Consider the following 17,319-nt stretch of genomic DNA (forward strand, 5'->3'; position numbering starts at 1 on the left):
GTGAAATGACTCACTACCAAAAGTTACTAAAAATTTCCACAACTGGCAAATCTTTTTATAACATCACTGCAAAAATTGCAGCCGCAGTTGCAGAATCGGGAGTTGAAACTGGTCTTTGTACTTTATTTTTACGCCATACTTCAGCCAGTTTAGTTATCCAAGAAAATGCCGATCCTGATGTTCTTGTGGATCTAGCTAATTTTATGGCGAAACTCGTCCCAGAAGCAGGCAAATACATTCACGATGCAGAAGGCCCCGATGATATGCCAGCACATATCCGTACTGCACTTACCCATACTTCTGAACATATCCCCATTAATCGTGGTCATTTGGTACTAGGAACTTGGCAGGGAATTTATATTTGGGAACACCGCCAGCGTAGTCATTCTAGAGAATTGGTGATTCACATTTCTGGATAGCCAATTTCCAAGTTTTATTTAAGAATTAGATAGAGTTTAAATACTCTGGTTATACTGCCTAAGTTTTGGGTATAATCTCCTTAACTCGTGGTGATATGCATTAAATAAATTTTGCCGCGATACCTTTATTATAAAAATTATTGATACAAAAGTAACCAGACACATACTAAATAATTCGTGTATATTTGTAAATTCAAAAGTTAAGTTTATTTGTGATTATTAAATAATCTACTTATGCCGATATACACTAATATTTAGTGTAAGCTGTGTGCGCTATTTCTATGAAGCAAAAACTGATACAAACTCATAATTTTCAATTTATTGATGAAATACTTGCCCAGCAGTCTGTTAACTTATTGTCACTTAGTCCCGAAAAGACATTAATTACCAGTTTTGCAGAATTGGGAAATTTCATTACTGAAGAAAACACTGGTATTAAAATTATCATAACCCTCCAGGAAACTCTCGAAAGTATCGTTCGTACTCAATTGGAAAACTTCCCAGAAAATATCTTCTGGGATTTTGATTTTCTTGTAAGTAGTATGCTTAGACAGGCTTTAACCGCAGATGAAGGCGCTGTTCAATTCTTAAAAACCTTTGGTGCAAAGATGGTTTCTTTGACGGAGATGTTCGGAAATAAAACGGAAATGCGCTTCCGTTATGTTCATGATTTTATATATGGATTTGAGTGGGCAAGATGGGTACAAAAAGAGCCACAGAATCGCGCACATATAGAGCCTTTTAGTCTAATTTTTTTTGATTATTTGCTCGTCAAAGGTAAGGAACTTTTACAACGGATTAATCATGGTCAAGTCGTATCTTATAAACTTTGTGATACAGGCTACCGTAACCCCTTCACCTTTTCTCGTGAACCAAAAGATGAATACCGTCTGTTAACTTATCTTGCTGAAGAACAACTTATTCCAGTAGCAGTATGGAACTGGAATGCTAGCCCTGTGTGGAACAAACCTTTCCAAGAAATGCGCCAGCAATTAGCATTAAAATTAAATATTCAACCACAGAGACACTGATGAGCAATTAAAAATTGCTGAAGAAAATAATTATGAAAATTGCTGATTTAATTACTTGGTTTGAAGCATGGGCAAATCCCGCTTGGTGTGAAAGTTGGGATAATTGTGGTTGGCAAATTGAACCAGGAGTTTTACCAGAAAAAGCACGGGTTTTAGTGTGTTTGACACCAACTTTGGCGGTAATGCAGGAAGCGATCGCAGAAAATGCTAATCTGATATTCGCCCATCATCCATTAATTTTTAATCCTCTCAAATCTTTACGCACTGGTGAAGCGATCGCAGAAATGGTACGGTTAGCTTTTACCCACAATATTGGTATTTACACTGCTCACACGAATTTTGACCAAGTGCAAGACGGGACTGCTGACGTTTTAGCTCAGATTTTAGAACTCAAAGAAGTTACTCCCATAGAACCTACACAAGGAGGATTAGGATATGGTCGTGTTGGTTCGCTAGAGCCATTTCTGACATTACAGGAATTACTCGCCACCATTCAAACCCGACTTTCTCCCCCTAATTTAATTTTTTCCCCAACTGCTGATTTACGGCAAACAATTTCACGAGTTGCTGTTTTGGGTGGTTCAGGGGCTAGTTACATTTCAGCCGTTGCCAAAACTGGCGCTCAAGCTTATCTGACTTCTGACTGCAAATTTCATCAGTTTCAAGAAAGCCGCGATTGCAATCTTATTTTAATCGATGCTGGACATTACGCTACCGAACGTCCGGCTTGCGATCGCTTAGTGCAAAAATTCCAGTCCTTAAATCTAGATTGGGTGCAATTAAGTCACAAAGATGAAGATTTCCGCCAGTTTCTTGCTTGATTGCTGATTATTAAATATTCTGCCTTAAAACTCTATCTCTGTTATCGAAAATTTGGGTTTAAAATCCCGTGCTTCTAGGGTGGCTTTATGCAAATCGTCTCCGTATATCAATGTACTGAGCATCCAAAACTTATACTATTCACTGTGATATGAATCACTGTTTGCCTGTAATATTAATCACACAGTATTAATGTTCTATATCAATTAGCAAGCGAGAGAAATGTTCCACACTTGACATAATAAATTGTTTACTCTGCCCTAATCAAGATGATTCGCACACTCATTGAATCTGCTTTTGAAACTGGATATCTTAGTGTTGAATCTGAGGGTTTACTCCAGCAAGTGCTATCCACCAAATGCTATCAGTCAGAGGATTTGCCTTTTCTCGCATCCCTATACAATGCAGTTCGCGCAGGTCAAATTAAACGAGAAGCGTCCTCGTCGAACGTGCTTATGGAATTTCCTTTATCGGTTGAAGGGGGTAGGAGGCAGGATGAGCAAACTCCGAGAGGATTTGACCCTGGATGATTGTGGTATCTCCTAGCCTGTCTACGACACGCTGCACGAACAGCAAGAACCGCCTCTGTTGATAAATCTTGCTGACACCCCCACAAAAGAAGCAGAAGAGAATCAATCTTCTCAGGGTATTTACCCTCTGCCCCTTATCTCTTTTGTCTATCTGCCTTTTCCCCAAACTCCGTTGCCTTTTTCTTAGTTATAATCAGGCAAAAATCTTAAAAATTCAAAACTCTTTGGGTGTTCTTGTAGAAAACCATCAAGGTCAGCAAGAGAATGAGTTAAGATCACATACAAGTGGGTAAAAGTAAAAGCAAGTCCCCGGACTTCCCAGTAATGCCAATGATTAAAAGTAGGCAAATTAAACAACCGCAATCAACGATTGTTTTGGAGTATTCTTTATTACACAATGGTAAGAATGACTCACTAAAAAATATAAACCTGGTTAGGACAGGTACCGAATTTTTGACTTCTTCGATGAAGCAGATATTCCCTAGAATGAGCCTGAGGGAGACTTAGTTCATTGTGAGAGCAAACACTGATTCATTACCAAACATTTCCCGATATTTTGACAACTAGAAGCAAGTCTTGGGATTGGATGATGAAGCGTACTTGTTCTCAAGAGTGAAATTAACCTCTTAAAGGTGTAATGTAATGGGGTAGAACCCAGATTTTGACAGGTTTAACTACGTTGTTTAAAAAGGCAGAAACAATACATGCTACACCGCAAGATTTATCAACTGTGTTGCGATGGGCGCGAGGTATGTGTTTTCTTGCGGGACCAGCAACGCTGGATTGAACGCGCCCGCATCATAGACATAGAGGGAGATTTAGTTACCCTACGCTATGAAACAGAAGAAGAGGACGAAGTTTGTTCTTGGGAAGAAATGGTTCGCCTTGAGAGCATTGGTGCTGTAACGCAAAAATTGGCTTCAGTACCGCGCGGGAATGTGGAACCTCTGATGACTGAAGATTGTCCCGAAGCAGAGCGCATCCACAACCGTTACACTGACTCGAATCCAGAATAAATAACCAGTGCTGAGTGCTGAGTGCTGAGTTAAAAAATCCTAACTCAGTGTTGAGCATTCAGGACTCAGGATTAGATAAACTTTCAAAGGCAGGACAGTAACCTTCGAGAGTTACTTTGAAGTTATACAATGGGGAAGCTGGATTCCAACACCGCTGCCCCCTTTGATGTCGGCAAGTACCACAACAGTCTACATCTGTCCATGTATAGCGATCGCTATTTTGATTTAGGAGTTCTCGTTGAGACAATCCCCTTAACACTAGTTCTTCCCCTTGCCAACGAGCTTCGATTAAACCAGTGTCGGCAAATTGCCGCCAACGCGGATCAGCAGTAATCACATTGGGTAGGGTGATTGTGATTACTGTTCCCAACTCTGTCAATTCCCCTTCATAGTTAGTCTCTGGTGCTGCCGGTTGTAAAAATGTATCGCCGATAGGCAGTTCTACTAAGGTGTTAGCTGCTGGGGAATGTACATGGTAGCGGTTTTGCAACTCCTCTAAGCTAGTCAAGTCTGCCAAGTAGGCAGGAGAACCGTGGACAAAAATGACGTGCTGTGGTCGCAAGTTATGAATTAGCTGCGTAGTACCAGGGCCGTCACTATGTTGAGCCAATAAATAGGTTTCAAGACTGGTAGGTGCTAAATATTCTTTGTTAACTTTTATATCAATTTTTTCTGGTAGCAGGATTAGCCAGGGGCCGGTGTCTAGTCGGCAATGTTCACCTAAATCAGATGTCGAGTCGGTGAGGACAATACAAGGTGACTTGCCCACATTGGAACGATGTTCTGGTTGCAAACGACGCACGCGGGGACGTACCCGTTCATCCCAAAATAAGGGTTGATGGCGGGCGAAATTCTGTACTGATGGGGGGAGGTGGGGTAGTAGTTCTAGGTAGGCATCACACCCAGTGGCAACAGCACCATCTACCCAAATATCTAAATCTCGCCCGGTGAAGTGGTGATGCGATCGCAAGAGCATTAATAATTCTTGACCCAATCCTAAAGCCGGAGTGGGAAGAATCACAGAACAATGGTCAGCGATCGCTCGATTAATTCGCTCGGCTAGTTGATTTTCTTGGTTGCGGCGGTGAGGATGACGGGATGTGCCATAACTACCTTCAATGATTAGCACATCCAAATCTAAGCCCCGCAGTTCCTCTAAACGCAAACCTTCTACCAACCGGGAGTTCGATAAGAAAAAGTCACCTGTATACAGTAGCTTGTATGTACGCTGCTGGGTAGTGTAGGTAAGGAGAATTGCCACTGCCCCTGGTAAATGCCCTGCGGGAAATAATTCTGCGACCAAACCATCTTGGAGTTCCACAGGCGATCGCAACGGCAGCGCATGACAAAATTTGGAAATTTTCTCAGGATCTTCGTCTACCCAATTCAGCGGCAGCAACTTGCTAGTCACCTCACTACCATAAATAGGTAACTTGGGAAAAGCTTTATGCAGTGCCAGCATGCCTTTAGAGTGATCTGGATGGGCGTGACTAATCAAAACTAAATCTGCTGGTAAGGGCAAACTAGCTCCAACTACCGACTTAGTAAGACCCTTAGCCAGCAATGAAATATCCTCCAAACCGCAGTCCAATAGAATGCGGTGTGGGCCCATCTTCACCAATAAACACACGCCCTCATTGTCATGCTGGACACTATAGGGCAAACATTCTAATTCACTACCCGCTTCCACAGCATCTACGCGAGAGGATGCCGACAGATTATCCCTCATGCTCTCCTCCCCTCAAACCTCATCATCATGGACATATCCCAAAAGCCAAAAGTTACACAAATTTTGGTTTTGTGACTTAGGGGTAAGTTTTATCGTGCGCCCCTACACCCTGAAAACACAGATTTTTGATTGGGGAGGACGCTTCCACCGAACCCGCACTGGTTCGGAAAGGTGGGCTAACGAGAAGCTATCAAACTAGAAACCAAAGGAGTTTGCCTCTTGTTTCTTTTCCCTTTGCAAGTTTCGGAGCTATCTTAGCCAACTCATCCTCTGGGAAGTCGATTAAGCGTCTACAGACTTATCTCAATGTGCGGAGCCATTGCCGTGATAATTATCCGAATCATAGAATCCATTTTTCGTGCCAAAAAACAAGCACGAAAGCGTAAATATAACTGTTAATCCAGCTAGAATCAGCTTTACATCCATTTGTTTGCTGCCCTTTACTCAAAGACTTTCCTATATTAATTTAGTGCTTCCGCAATCAAACGGAATCACTAGAAAATCTTTACTATGCTTATATGGATTGGGCAATAGGTAAATTTACCGCAATCAGTCAGATTGTAGAACCTTTCGGTTCACCTGTCCATCAATACTAGGAATGATACTCGCTTCGCTCGAATTAAAAATTAAAAATTCCATTAATTGTTTTGTTACTGCTTTCGGCGTACACAGCTAACTCCGTCAGCCACTACCCTGCTTACATTTCGTAGCGAAGTAGTCGAATGTCATCACTGTCGGTGCAGCCCGCATGAATGCCTGACTCGTGGTGTCGGTGTTTTGAGCATAAACACCCTGCGGTGCAAGCAGTGATCCCAATAGGTTGTAGTAATAACATTTACCTGCATACACGCTCCCATATCGTAAATGATGTATTACCCCGCGATCGCTTGCTCTGTTGTAAAAATCCTCATCTAGAAATTGCCCAATCAAAAAGCACAAAGCGTGTTATTACCAAATATATAGTTAAATATTTATTATTTATTTTTTCTAGCAACTCTAGTAATGAGGCTCGAATACTTGCTAATGTTGCGCTAACGTAATTCGTAATTTGGCATTGCTTATTTTTGCCTTGCTCTCTATTTGGATTTTAATTGCTCTAGACTCGACCTTAACGCACCTTTATCGGATCATGAAGAATGATTAAGAAAAACGAGTATAGACAAACATGATAAAAATGCTAGCCGACAACTTGATTGGAATTGAGACAAGATTACAAATTAATTGGGTTTGGCTAAATGCTAGTTTACAGTTCGCTGGTTGGGGACTTTTTTCACTTTTACTAGCTGAGGTTTTGAGAGACATATATCATGCTTTGTGTCATAAAGTCAATTGGCTTGCTAAATGGCATAACAAGCACCATAGCGCCTACCGCCGCGATTTATCGATAGTTTCTCTGAAAATTTATCAAGAATCCCAGCTATATCACGACATTTTAGAGTCGAGTCTACTGCTTGTGGTATTGCTGGTAATTGCTTTAATTATCCAGCAGATGGGGTTATGGTTGGGAGTTGCTTATGCTTGCACCTTCTTGTATGGTGCGTCTGTGCGGTATTTTCAAGGAAAAATTGATACAGACTATAACCATCTACCCGGCCCTTTAGAGACAATACCATCTATTTGGTGGGTGAATCGGTCTTACCATTGGCGGCATCATTTTGATGATGTCAACGCTTATTACAGTGGTGTCTTTCCCTTAGTAGATAAAATTCTGGGTACAGGATTGTCTCTCAAGGGGAAAACCATCGCTTTAACCGGAGCATCAGGAGCATTGGGACAAGCATTAGCGGCTGAACTTGTCAAAAATAATGCTAAAGTCGTGGCATTAACAACTAATCCAGAAAAATTAGGAGAGCAAGTTGGAGTGAAAGTAGTTCCCTGGCAGTTGGGAAATGAAGCCGATTTGAGGAATACCTTAGAGAAAGTAGATATTTTAATTATCAATCACGGAATCAATGTTTACACCAGCCGCACACCGGAGGCTATTAACTCCTCTTATGAGGTGAATACCTTTTCGGCATTGCGGTTGATGGATATATTTTCGACAACTGTCACAGGCCCACAAGCAAAAGCAACGAAGGAAATTTGGGTAAACACTTCTGAAGCTGAGGTTTCTCCAGCCTTGAGTCCGCTTTATGAACTCAGCAAGCGATCGCTAGGGGATATTATTACCCTCAAGCGTTTGGATGGGGATTGTGTAATTCGCAAGTTAATTCTTGGCCCGTTTAAGAGTCAACTCAATCCTTATGGAGTGATGTCTGCACAGCAAGTTGCTCGTGCGATCTTATTTTTGGCACGGCGCGATTTCCGAAATATTATTGTGGCAATAAATCCTCTCACCTATCTGCTGTTTCCCTTAAAGGAAACTAGTACGTCGCTATACTATCGACTTTTTAGCCGGACAGCGAAAAGTGAACCTGACTTAAGCAAACAATAGCCACAACACATACAAAGCACTTGATTAACATTTTTAGCTTTCCACAGTGCCCCAATTGATGATATTTACCCACCTCTCACTTTTTATCAAAACAGAATTCAGGAGTCAGGAGCCAGAATGGGCTAAACCTTAGCTATCCGCTAACAGAATGAATTTTGATAGCGCAGCGCAAAGCCTTCTCTACGAGACGCTGCGCGAACGCTTAGAGCGAGTATTTTCGAGTCGCGTCTTGATTCTGACTCCTGAATTCTTCTTCAATGCGATAATTCCCAAGGGGGACACGCTCCTCACTGGTTAGTCAAAGGGGGATAGATGACACTCAAGCGATTGGTTTTATTTTTTGTACTGACGCCGATAGCAGTTCTGTTGGCAGTTTCGGCTTTATTCGGTAGTTGGCAAGAACCTCAATTTCAAAGTCGCCTGGAATTATACCAAACCAATATTGCTTTACAAGCCCAAGCTTGGCAATCAGAAGATAGCAACGATGACAATCTCCAGGCGATTCGGGAAGCAATACTTGGTGAGCAACCCCTGGAGAATGCTGCAAAGCAGTATCAGGAGGCGCGTCAATCAGTTCAAGCTAATTTAGACAAAGTTAATAATCAACTTGCAGAATTACGCTCTCAAGCTGAAATAACTCCCACACCTCCGAAACCTCTACCGGAGGTTCCTCCCCCGACTAAAACCTCTAGACAGGGAAAGCAATCGTTACAGCAATCCCTCAAGCAATTACAAAAATTACTCGCTGAATTAGATTTACGCCTGGGAATTTTACAAGCACAGCAAGGACAAACGGATACAGCCTCCAAGACTTGGAGCGAATTACAACAACGCTCAGATATCAATCCAGAATTTGGACAAACTGCTGCTGTATTAAGTGGACTGTGGAGCAATCCTCCTCGCCTCCTCCCAAATGCTCAAGAACCGATTCAGAGGAATTTAGAAGGTTGGTTTCGCTCTACTGCTTTGGTTAAGTTATACCAACTCCAGCAACGACAAGATGCTTTATCAGCAGTAAAAGCTGCACAACAAGAATCATCGGCTCAAGCTGTGTTGAAATTGGCGGTTATTGGCACTATTCCCACCTTGGCAGCTTTAATTGGTTTAATACTGCTGATTTTGTTATTTGCTCAACGCTTGTTGAAAGGAAAAGCCTCGTTATTAGCTCAAAATGCTGATATCCCTTGGTCAACGCCTTGGGATGGTGAAACAGTTTTGCAGGTTTTTATCATCGGCTTTTTCTTCATGGGGCAAATTTTTGTACCCTTGGTAATCTCGGTGCTACCTATCCCGCGTCCGATTGTGGATGTGCGACTTCAGGCGTTTTCGGTCTTGGTTAGTTACCTATTAGTGGCCTTAGGTGCGCTGTTAGTGCTGTATTTTTCTCTCAAGCGCTTTTTTCCATTACCAGAATTCTGGTTTCGCTTCCGTTTCCAAGATAATTGGTTTTGGTGGGGACTGGGAGGCTATTGCACGGCTTTACCTATAGTTGTGGTGGTATCTTTGATTAATCAACAGCTATGGCAAGGACAGGGTGGTAGTAATCCCTTGTTGCAACTAGCCCTAGAAAGCCAAGACGGTGTAGCACTTGGCATATTTTTCTCCACAGCCGCGATCGCAGCGCCATTTTTTGAAGAAATTCTGTTTCGTGGCTTTTTGTTACCCTCTCTGACTCGTTACTTACCTGTGTGGGGAGCGATTCTGATCAGTAGTTTGTTGTTTGCGATCGCTCACCTCAGCTTGTCAGAAATTCTGCCACTGACGGCATTAGGGATTGTCTTGGGAGTAGTTTACACGCGATCGCGTAACCTCCTCGCTCCCATGCTTCTCCATAGTCTCTGGAATAGTGGTACACTATTAAGCTTATTTGTTTTAGGTAGTAATTAGTACTAAGATAATACTGTTGCTCAAAACCTAAATATTTGCTTTTATCTCCATAAGTAGAGACAATTAACTAGTTGCAATTGGTTCAGGTATAAATACTGCCTGAAAACCAAATTGAGATCGTGGCAAAAGCAAATCAAAGAATGCTATTAACATAGGCAACAAACTATCTAGTTAAGCATTTATTCTCATTCGGATGATTTTATCCATTTTCGAGATGTTAATTGTCTTCCCGAACCATTTTTAGCTGTCATAAATTGGATTGCAATTCCGTTTTGCGCTCGTTGAAGTGGAGATCGGGAACTAAAAAGGGGTTAGAAAGAAGTGGAAGATGCCTCTTGCGCTTCTAGATTTTTACTAGCCACACAGTTGGGTTTTTCATTGGTGCGATGGCATTTCACACCCGCTAGCGATGTCTACGACGGGCTACGCCTACGCCAAAAAAATCCGGAAACAATACTGATGGACTTGTAAAAAGTTGTGATGTAGTAGCTTTTGCTGATTACTGAGGTTCATTGTTCTCAAGATCAATGTCTTACCTAAAAATCTGCAAAACTGCTGCACCAGAGTTGCGATCGTGATGAAGGAACGCCAAATTTTCATTAGCGTTCCCTCTGAAATAAAAACACGCTGATTTTGGTTATTCGTCTTGAGGCTGACTCATACTGAAAAAATTAAAAATCTATTTATTTGAGTAAGTAAACGTATTTGCCTTCATTACAATAAAGACTTTATTTTTATACTCACTTATCAAGGAGCAACACTTAATATTATGGCAAATCTCAACCCCAGTCACCCCACCAAGCAACTTCTATCTGGTTACTGTGGCATTATCCTGGGAGCATTTGGAGTTCATAAGTTTATTCTAGGATACGCTGCGGAAGGCTTTATCATGTTAGTGATTTCTGTAGTTGGGGGTTCTTTCACCTACGGCATTGCCTTGTTAGTTATGCAGCTTGTAGGTTTAGTTGAAGGCATGATCTACTTGAACCAGCCCCCTGAAAAATTCGTAAATACCTACTTTCTGAAAAAGCAGGGCTGGTTTTAGTAGTTTTCCGGTAAATTTGATACATGTAAATTGGTAAAAAATCTCTTGAAGGAGGCAGAAGATAGAAGGAACAATTAGGTGGGATTCATACCCCGTGCCAGTTCCTTTATGCTGGGAAACCCGTCCACCCTATTCCCTGCTGTATACACAGCACTTATTTATACTTATATGCTGACTCTTAAACCTAAACATCTTACCTCAGTGATGTTCCTCGTGTTGGGCTTAGGATATTTCAGTGCTATGTCTAATTTGGAAGTCAACTATTTTTTAAAAAGCCTAATTGTGCTGATGCCAATACAGGTTGGAGCTATTATTTATATAACTTATCTACGTTGGAGCCGTCGTTAATCCTCAGCGAAATACGATAAATTAATAATTTTAATATGGTTGACGTTCAGTCGTAGTTCGATATTTCGCCTACGCTCAAATTAGAGACGCTTTTAGTCAGGCGTTGAATTTCTGTAGCGAATCTAAACACTTGCCATGCAACTTGTCCCGAAAACTAAGCTAGTCCCAGAACTTGAACCAATTCTAGAGAAAATTATTCTCGATGTTGGGGGCATGAAGTGTGCTGGGTGTGTGAATGCAGTAGAGCGACAGCTAACCCAACATCCAGGAGTTAAGAGTGCTTGTGTCAACCTGGCCACAGAGGTAGCAGTTGTAGAGTCAGAAGTTGGTGCAGTAGATGCAGATGCACTGGCACAGCGATTAACAGGCGTTGGATTCCCGACTCAACCCCGACAAGCTAGTGGCACAGTAACAGGTGAGATATCTACCTTACCAGACCCAGCAGAACGCCAACGCCGCGAAATGCAATCTTCGGTAAGACAGTTAGCGATCGCTGCGGTGTTGCTGTTATTGTCGGGAAGTGGACATTTTGGTAATCTTGGTAGCTCAGTGCTGCCAGTGCTAAATAACATCTGGTTTCACTGTGGACTAGCGACAGTGGCGCTATTAATTCCCGGTCGCCCGATTTTAGTAGATGGCTGGCTGGGGTGGCGGCGAAATGCACCCAACATGAACACTCTAGTGGGATTAGGAACACTCACTGCCTACATTGCTAGTTTAATAGCACTGCTGTTTCCCAAAATGGGTTGGGAGTGCTTCTTTGACGAACCAGTAATGATGTTGGGCTTTATTCTCTTAGGAAGGACGTTAGAGCAACAAGCTAGAGGTCGCGCCGCCGCCGCATTTAGAAAATTGCTAGCACTCCAGCCAGTTTTAGCGCGATTGATTGCCAATCCAGATAAAGTTGGAGCGGGTTCTTCTAGTATAGAAATTCCTGCGGAACAGGTACGTGTCGGTGAATGGTTACAAGTGCTGCCAGGTGATAAAATCCCCGTTGATGGTGAAGTGGTTGTTGGTCAAACAACAGTCGATGAGTCAATGCTGACCGGGGAAGCCGTGCCAGTAATTAAGCAACCAGGGGATATAGTGACAGGGGGGACGCTAAACCAATCAGGAGCGATCGCTATTCAGGCAACCCGTATTGGAAGTGATACAACTCTAGCTCAAATTGTCGCCCTAGTAGAAGCTGCCCAAACTCGGAAAGCCCCAGTACAAAAATTAGCAGATACAGTAGCAGGTTACTTTACCTACGGGGTGCTGACGGCATCTGTATTAACATTTATCTTTTGGTACTTTTTCGGTACTCACATCTGGACTGATATCACCATGTCTGGTGGTATGGAAATGATGAACCACGCTACAGATGAAGCTCCCCACTCCCCTTTATTAATTAGTTTAAAACTAGCCATCGCAGTGATGGTAGTCGCCTGTCCGTGTGCTTTAGGACTTGCTACACCGACAGCCATTCTTGTCGGCACTGCTATGGGTGCAGAACGGGGTCTATTAATCAAAGGTGGCGACGTTTTAGAAAAAGTACACCAGCTAGACACCGTAGTTTTTGATAAAACAGGTACTTTGACTACGGGTAATCCCATCGTTACAGATTGTCTGTTAATTGAGCAATTGAGGACTGGGGAAAAGGCAAAGGAGCAGGAAAACAATGCCCAATCCCTAATTCAACTAGCAGCAGCCGTAGAAAGCGGTACTCACCATCCCCTAGCAAAAGCGATTCAGCAAGAAGCACAGCGACAACAGTTATCTATTCCAAAAGCTGTGGACTTTCATACGGAACCGGGATTAGGGGTATCTGCTGTGGTAGATAATACAGTTGTGCTATTGGGTAACTGGGACTGGTTGAGTTGGCACGGCATTCCCATTAGTGAAACTGCACAACAGGTAGCACAGGATTTGGCAACAGATGGTAAAACAGTCGTTTGTGTAGCAATTGGGGGAACTTTAGCCGGATTAATTGGTGTTTCTGATACCCTCAGACCAGATGCCCAATCAACCGTAGACAAATTGCGTCAGATGGGCTTACGGGTAATGTTGCTCAGTGGCGATCGCCTAGAAGCCGCTAGCGCCATAGCCAAACAACTAGGATTAGACAGCGCTGATGTCATCGCAGGTGTCCCCCCAGCTAAAAAAGCGGCTGCAATACAGTCTCTTCAGAAGGAGGGACTGGGGGCTAGGGACTGGGGACTAGGAAAAATTCTTCCCAATTCCCAATCCCCAATTTCCAATTCCAAATCCGTTGTCGCAATGGTGGGAGATGGAATTAACGATGCTCCAGCTTTATCTCAAGCAGATGTAGGAATTGCTTTACACTCTGGGACAGATGTAGCGATGGAAACTGCTGAAATTATTTTAATGCGCGATCGCTTAAACGATGTCGTCGAATCTATTCAGCTGAGTCGTGCTACCTTCAACAAAATCCGCCAAAATTTATTCTGGGCTTTTGCATATAATACAGTTGGCATTCCTTTAGCAGCAGGTGTTTTATTCCCTAGTTTAGGTTTTGTCCTGAACCCATCTGGTGCTGCTGCATTAATGGCTTTTAGCTCTGTGAGCGTCGTCACCAACTCAATATTATTACGGCGATTAGCTCATCACCCTTAGAATATTCGCTTACACGTAAAATTTCCCAACACTAATCTTGGTCACTCCCATATCTAGTTAAACTGAGTCGGTATTTAAGTTTTATCGGCTCACAAACCTTTTTTAGAGACTTACCAAAGCTATCATAGCTACTGGAGTAGAACGGACATGTTCTACTCTTTCAAGGTATTATGCAGTTTTAAAGCTTATTTAGATCAGCACCACAGATTTATGGTGCGCGAAAATGACAGGATACGATACTAAACAAATCTTGATCAATTATAGTTCCACCGATTTGTCAATGGCAGCAGAAACCAATGAAAACCATCTACTGATTATTGAAGACGATCAAGGTCGCAAAGAATTTTCTCTAGAGCACCCCGTCTACTCTATCGGTAGAGATCGCGAATGTAATATCCGTTTGATGTCGCAATTTGTCTCCCGCCGCCATGCCACATTAGTGAGATTGCCACGAGAGCATAATAGTCATAGCTACTATTACCGGATTGTAGATGGCGATGTCAAAGGTAAGCCTAGTTCTAACGGTTTGATGATTAATGGACGCAAGATACCAGCCCACGACCTCAAAAATGAAGACGAGATCGTTTTTGGTCCTCAAGTACGTGCCATTTATTACCTTTTAAGAAACACTCAGCGTTTAGGACAAACAGATTCGAGTGAATACGACATTACACTAATAAACCCCGGTATGGCCGAGGATTTAGAGGATATAGGAGAGTGAATTATAACTACCAATCACTAACAATCACAGTCTGACATTCCCACAGTTTTAAGCAGTGAGAGTGTCAATTCAATCACCAAAGCTTATCCTGCAAGACTTTCAATCAAATGCCAATGGCGGCTATTTTCAATAGCCTGCTTGATAAATTCAAACATTTGTCGGCAGTAATTATCTAATTGAAGTGGTAGTTCTTCGTTTTTAATCACAATACTCATCCGGGTTTCTGTTTCAGTAGATTTTGATTTGTCAATCAGTACTTCTACTGTTACCAATTTAGGAAAAGGAACATTGCCAGGAACTTGACGAGCGATAATGTAATCGCCCGTGTGGTATTGAATATCCAACTGACAGTCCTGTAGAAGTTCTACAAGTAACGGCAACAGATGGTCACTAGGAACAGAAACAACAAATGAACAGGTATAGCGAGCCATAATAGCCCCACGCCTTGCAACACTCCGTCCATCCTATAATACCGAAGCATCTAAACAGATAGTCATTAACAAAGCAAAGTTTTTGAGATCAGGCATTATCGGAAAGGCAGAGGGCAGTTCTTGCTGAAGGCAGAAGGTTTTAGAAAAGAATTTTTCCCTCTGCCAAAAGGGTTTAAAGCCTCTAAATTTATTTATGAAAAACAAAAAAATATGTATAACAAGTGGTACAGGGTATATTAACAGCGTCCTTGCTAAATCCCCTGAATTTATGAGGATTCCTCCTGCCTCCTGCCTTCTTCCTCCTGCCTTCTTAACAACATCGTTCTATGGACAAGGAAAGTGCCGTAAGCTGAAAGCTCGATCAAAAACTTTACAATAAAGGTTTGGCTAAGATAGAAAATGAAAGTCGCAATTACTGGAGCAACAGGATTTGTTGGTAATCTTTTGGTACAACGACTCCACGCTAAAGGTCATAAGATCGTAGTATTAACTCGGAACACCGCCTTTGCTCAAAAGGTTTTTCCATCTGAGGCTTTTCCCAATATAGAAATTGTTGCCTATACACCAAATGCATCCGGTTCTTGGCAAAGTGTCATCTCTAGTTGTGATGGTGTAGTTAATTTGGCAGGAGAACCCATTGGTGAAGGACGTTGGACACCTGAACGCAAACAAGAAATCCTCAATAGTCGAAAGTTAGGCACACAAAAAATAGTTGAAGCGATAGCTAACGCTAACCCCCAACCTAACGTGTTAATTAACGCTTCCGCTATTGGTTACTACGGCACCAGTGAAACGGCCACCTTTGATGAAACAAGTCTGTCTGGTAACGATTTTCTAGCCCAAGTCTGCCAAGCCTGGGAAGCAGAGGCAACAAAGGTAAAAGATAGTGGTGTAAGGTTAGTAATTCTGCGTCTTGGGATTGTTTTGGGCAATGGTGGTGCTTTAGGTAAAATGATTCCGCCTTTCAAACTCTTCGCGGGTGGGCCTATTGGCAGCGGGCGTCAGTGGTTCTCATGGATTCACGTAGACGACTTAGTTAACCTAATTGTCCAAGCTTTAAGTAAATCGGAAATAGAAGGTATATATAATGCCACTGCCCCTAACCCAGTTCGGATGGCAGATTTAAGCCAAACTTTGGGACAAGTTATGAATCGCCCTTCTTGGTTGCCTGTTCCTGCTTTTGCGATCGAAGCTCTTTTAGGAGACGGGGCTATAGTAGTTTTAGAAGGTCAGCAAGTCATCCCAAAACGCACTGTAGAAACTGGCTTTGAGTACAAATACCCTAATTTGCAATCAGCATTAACACAAATTCTTAATTAAAAGGACTGGGTACTGGGGACTGGGGACTAAGGATTGGGCAAAACAGGCAGAGGCCCAGAGGAGAGAAATTTTACCCCTGCTAATCTGCTTCTTTTTCATTACCTAGTCCCCAGCCCCTAATTCCCAGTCCCCAGCCTATTGACTAGAAAGAAATTTTTTGGAAACCCAACTGATAATACCGCTGAGAATAGCACCGCCCATGAGGATGCCGATCGCTGGGTTAAATAAGGGTTGCCACAGTTGATGCCACAAATCCAAGCCCAGGTTTACTCCTACGGCATCACCGATCGCAGCGATCGCTAACCAGCCAAAGCCAAACAAAACCAAAAAAACATCTGCGACTAAAGCCATGTTTAGCCAATTTAACAATTTATCTTTCATGATTCGAGTTGGGAGTGGGGCACTGGGCATTGGGCATTGGGCATTGGGAAGAGACAACTTAGAGACTGACTTCAATAAATTCCCCCTAGTCCCCAGTCCCCAATCCCCAATCATCATTCTTCAAACAACCAATTTTTGACTTTTTTCAAACTCTGCCAATCTGGTTTTCTACTTAAACCGTCTTCAATACTATTTTTTATTTCATCACTCCATTCTTCATTGACAAAAATCAACTGTTGTGCTATGTCAATGTGTTCTCGTAAACCTTTTTGACCTGTTTCTAGCATTGCTAGGGCGAGATTTATTCTAGCTTGGGGATCTTGTGGATTTAACTTGACTGCTTTCTGTCCAGCTTTGTAAGCCAAGCTGGGTTTGTTATCGAGTAGATACAACCACGTTAAACAAACCCAAGCAGCACTAGTTTTAGGAGCGCGATCGCACACTTCTTTAAACACAGGGATTAAAGATTCTACTGATTCTCCAGCTTTATAGCGTTCTAAACCTGTATCAAACAGGGATTCAACTGTATTAGTCATTGGTCATTGGTCATTAGTCATTGGTCATTAGTCATTGGTCATTGGTCATTAGTCAT

The 17,319-nt window shown here is 42.4% G+C and carries 18 protein-coding genes; 13 read left to right on the top strand and 5 right to left on the bottom strand.

Going from position 1 to position 17,319, the window contains the following annotated elements; translation table 11 throughout:
• The first annotated feature begins 5 nt into the window (after positions 1-5).
• The 5 genes from HWQ39_RS13505 to HWQ39_RS13525 all read left to right on the top strand — a co-directional run bounded on the left by HWQ39_RS13505 (position 6) and on the right by HWQ39_RS13525 (position 3,815).
• On the top strand, positions 6-419 hold the full coding sequence (locus HWQ39_RS13505) for a secondary thiamine-phosphate synthase enzyme YjbQ (protein WP_292845394.1): 414 nt from the start codon (positions 6-8) through the stop codon (positions 417-419).
• Between the two features lie 281 nt (positions 420-700).
• A complete protein-coding gene (locus HWQ39_RS13510) occupies positions 701-1,450 on the top strand; it encodes a hypothetical protein (RefSeq protein ID WP_292845397.1) in 750 nt (249 codons plus the stop codon).
• A gap of 32 nt (positions 1,451-1,482) precedes the next feature.
• Complete coding sequence (locus HWQ39_RS13515; RefSeq protein WP_292845400.1) at positions 1,483-2,271, top strand: Nif3-like dinuclear metal center hexameric protein; 789 nt, start codon at positions 1,483-1,485, stop codon at positions 2,269-2,271.
• A 267-nt stretch (positions 2,272-2,538) separates the two neighbouring features.
• Positions 2,539-2,799: a hypothetical protein gene (locus tag HWQ39_RS13520; protein ID WP_292845402.1), complete on the top strand. Its 261-nt coding sequence runs from the start codon at positions 2,539-2,541 to the stop codon at positions 2,797-2,799.
• Positions 2,800-3,503: 704 nt separating this feature from the next.
• Entirely contained in the window at positions 3,504-3,815 is a 312-nt protein-coding gene (locus HWQ39_RS13525; RefSeq protein ID WP_012408115.1) for a DUF6679 family protein, read from the top strand.
• Positions 3,816-3,873: 58 nt separating this feature from the next.
• Here HWQ39_RS13525 and HWQ39_RS13530 read toward each other — a convergent pair whose 3' ends face one another.
• Complete coding sequence (locus HWQ39_RS13530) at positions 3,874-5,544, bottom strand: MBL fold metallo-hydrolase (protein ID WP_292845405.1); 1,671 nt, start codon at positions 5,542-5,544, stop codon at positions 3,874-3,876.
• A gap of 681 nt (positions 5,545-6,225) precedes the next feature.
• A complete protein-coding gene (locus tag HWQ39_RS13535; protein WP_292845408.1) occupies positions 6,226-6,474 on the bottom strand; it encodes a hypothetical protein in 249 nt (82 codons plus the stop codon).
• Between the two features lie 235 nt (positions 6,475-6,709).
• On the opposite strand from HWQ39_RS13535, the gene HWQ39_RS13540 reads away from it, so the two are divergent.
• The 7 genes from HWQ39_RS13540 (at position 6,710) to HWQ39_RS13570 (ending at position 14,595) form a co-directional block, all read left to right on the top strand.
• Positions 6,710-7,978 carry a bifunctional sterol desaturase/short chain dehydrogenase gene (locus HWQ39_RS13540; protein ID WP_292845411.1) on the top strand — a complete coding sequence of 423 codons (1,269 nt, stop codon included), beginning with the start codon at positions 6,710-6,712 and terminating at the stop codon, positions 7,976-7,978.
• Positions 7,979-8,126: 148 nt separating this feature from the next.
• Entirely contained in the window at positions 8,127-8,276 is a 150-nt protein-coding gene (locus HWQ39_RS13545) for a hypothetical protein (protein WP_292845414.1), read from the top strand.
• Between the two features lie 14 nt (positions 8,277-8,290).
• Positions 8,291-9,865, top strand: a complete 1,575-nt coding sequence (locus tag HWQ39_RS13550; protein ID WP_292845416.1) for a CPBP family intramembrane glutamic endopeptidase — start codon at positions 8,291-8,293, stop codon at positions 9,863-9,865.
• A gap of 321 nt (positions 9,866-10,186) precedes the next feature.
• Entirely contained in the window at positions 10,187-10,336 is a 150-nt protein-coding gene (locus tag HWQ39_RS13555) for a hypothetical protein (protein WP_292845419.1), read from the top strand.
• A 298-nt stretch (positions 10,337-10,634) separates the two neighbouring features.
• Positions 10,635-10,910 carry an NINE protein gene (locus HWQ39_RS13560; RefSeq protein ID WP_292845422.1) on the top strand — a complete coding sequence of 92 codons (276 nt, stop codon included), beginning with the start codon at positions 10,635-10,637 and terminating at the stop codon, positions 10,908-10,910.
• 483 nt (positions 10,911-11,393) lie between these two features.
• The gene (locus HWQ39_RS13565; protein WP_292845425.1) at positions 11,394-13,874 is read left to right on the top strand and encodes a cation-translocating P-type ATPase; all 2,481 of its coding nucleotides are present in this window, start codon (positions 11,394-11,396) and stop codon (positions 13,872-13,874) included.
• Between the two features lie 223 nt (positions 13,875-14,097).
• Complete coding sequence (locus tag HWQ39_RS13570; RefSeq protein ID WP_292845427.1) at positions 14,098-14,595, top strand: FHA domain-containing protein; 498 nt, start codon at positions 14,098-14,100, stop codon at positions 14,593-14,595.
• A gap of 83 nt (positions 14,596-14,678) precedes the next feature.
• Here HWQ39_RS13570 and HWQ39_RS13575 read toward each other — a convergent pair whose 3' ends face one another.
• Positions 14,679-15,026, bottom strand: coding sequence for a hypothetical protein (locus tag HWQ39_RS13575; RefSeq protein ID WP_179067051.1), 348 nt, complete (start codon positions 15,024-15,026; stop codon positions 14,679-14,681).
• 399 nt (positions 15,027-15,425) lie between these two features.
• Here HWQ39_RS13575 and HWQ39_RS13580 point away from each other — a divergent pair, with 399 nt between their 5' ends.
• Complete coding sequence (locus HWQ39_RS13580; RefSeq protein WP_292845432.1) at positions 15,426-16,346, top strand: TIGR01777 family oxidoreductase; 921 nt, start codon at positions 15,426-15,428, stop codon at positions 16,344-16,346.
• Between the two features lie 135 nt (positions 16,347-16,481).
• On the opposite strand, the gene HWQ39_RS13585 is transcribed toward HWQ39_RS13580, so the two are convergent.
• Entirely contained in the window at positions 16,482-16,727 is a 246-nt protein-coding gene (locus HWQ39_RS13585; RefSeq protein ID WP_292845435.1) for a hypothetical protein, read from the bottom strand.
• A gap of 113 nt (positions 16,728-16,840) precedes the next feature.
• Complete coding sequence (locus HWQ39_RS13590) at positions 16,841-17,263, bottom strand: hypothetical protein (protein ID WP_292845438.1); 423 nt, start codon at positions 17,261-17,263, stop codon at positions 16,841-16,843.
• Positions 17,264-17,319 lie beyond the last annotated feature (56 nt).

The sequence above is a fragment of the Nostoc sp. NMS8 genome (assembly GCF_017115045.1).
Lineage (GTDB): Bacteria > Cyanobacteriota > Cyanobacteriia > Cyanobacteriales > Nostocaceae > Nostoc.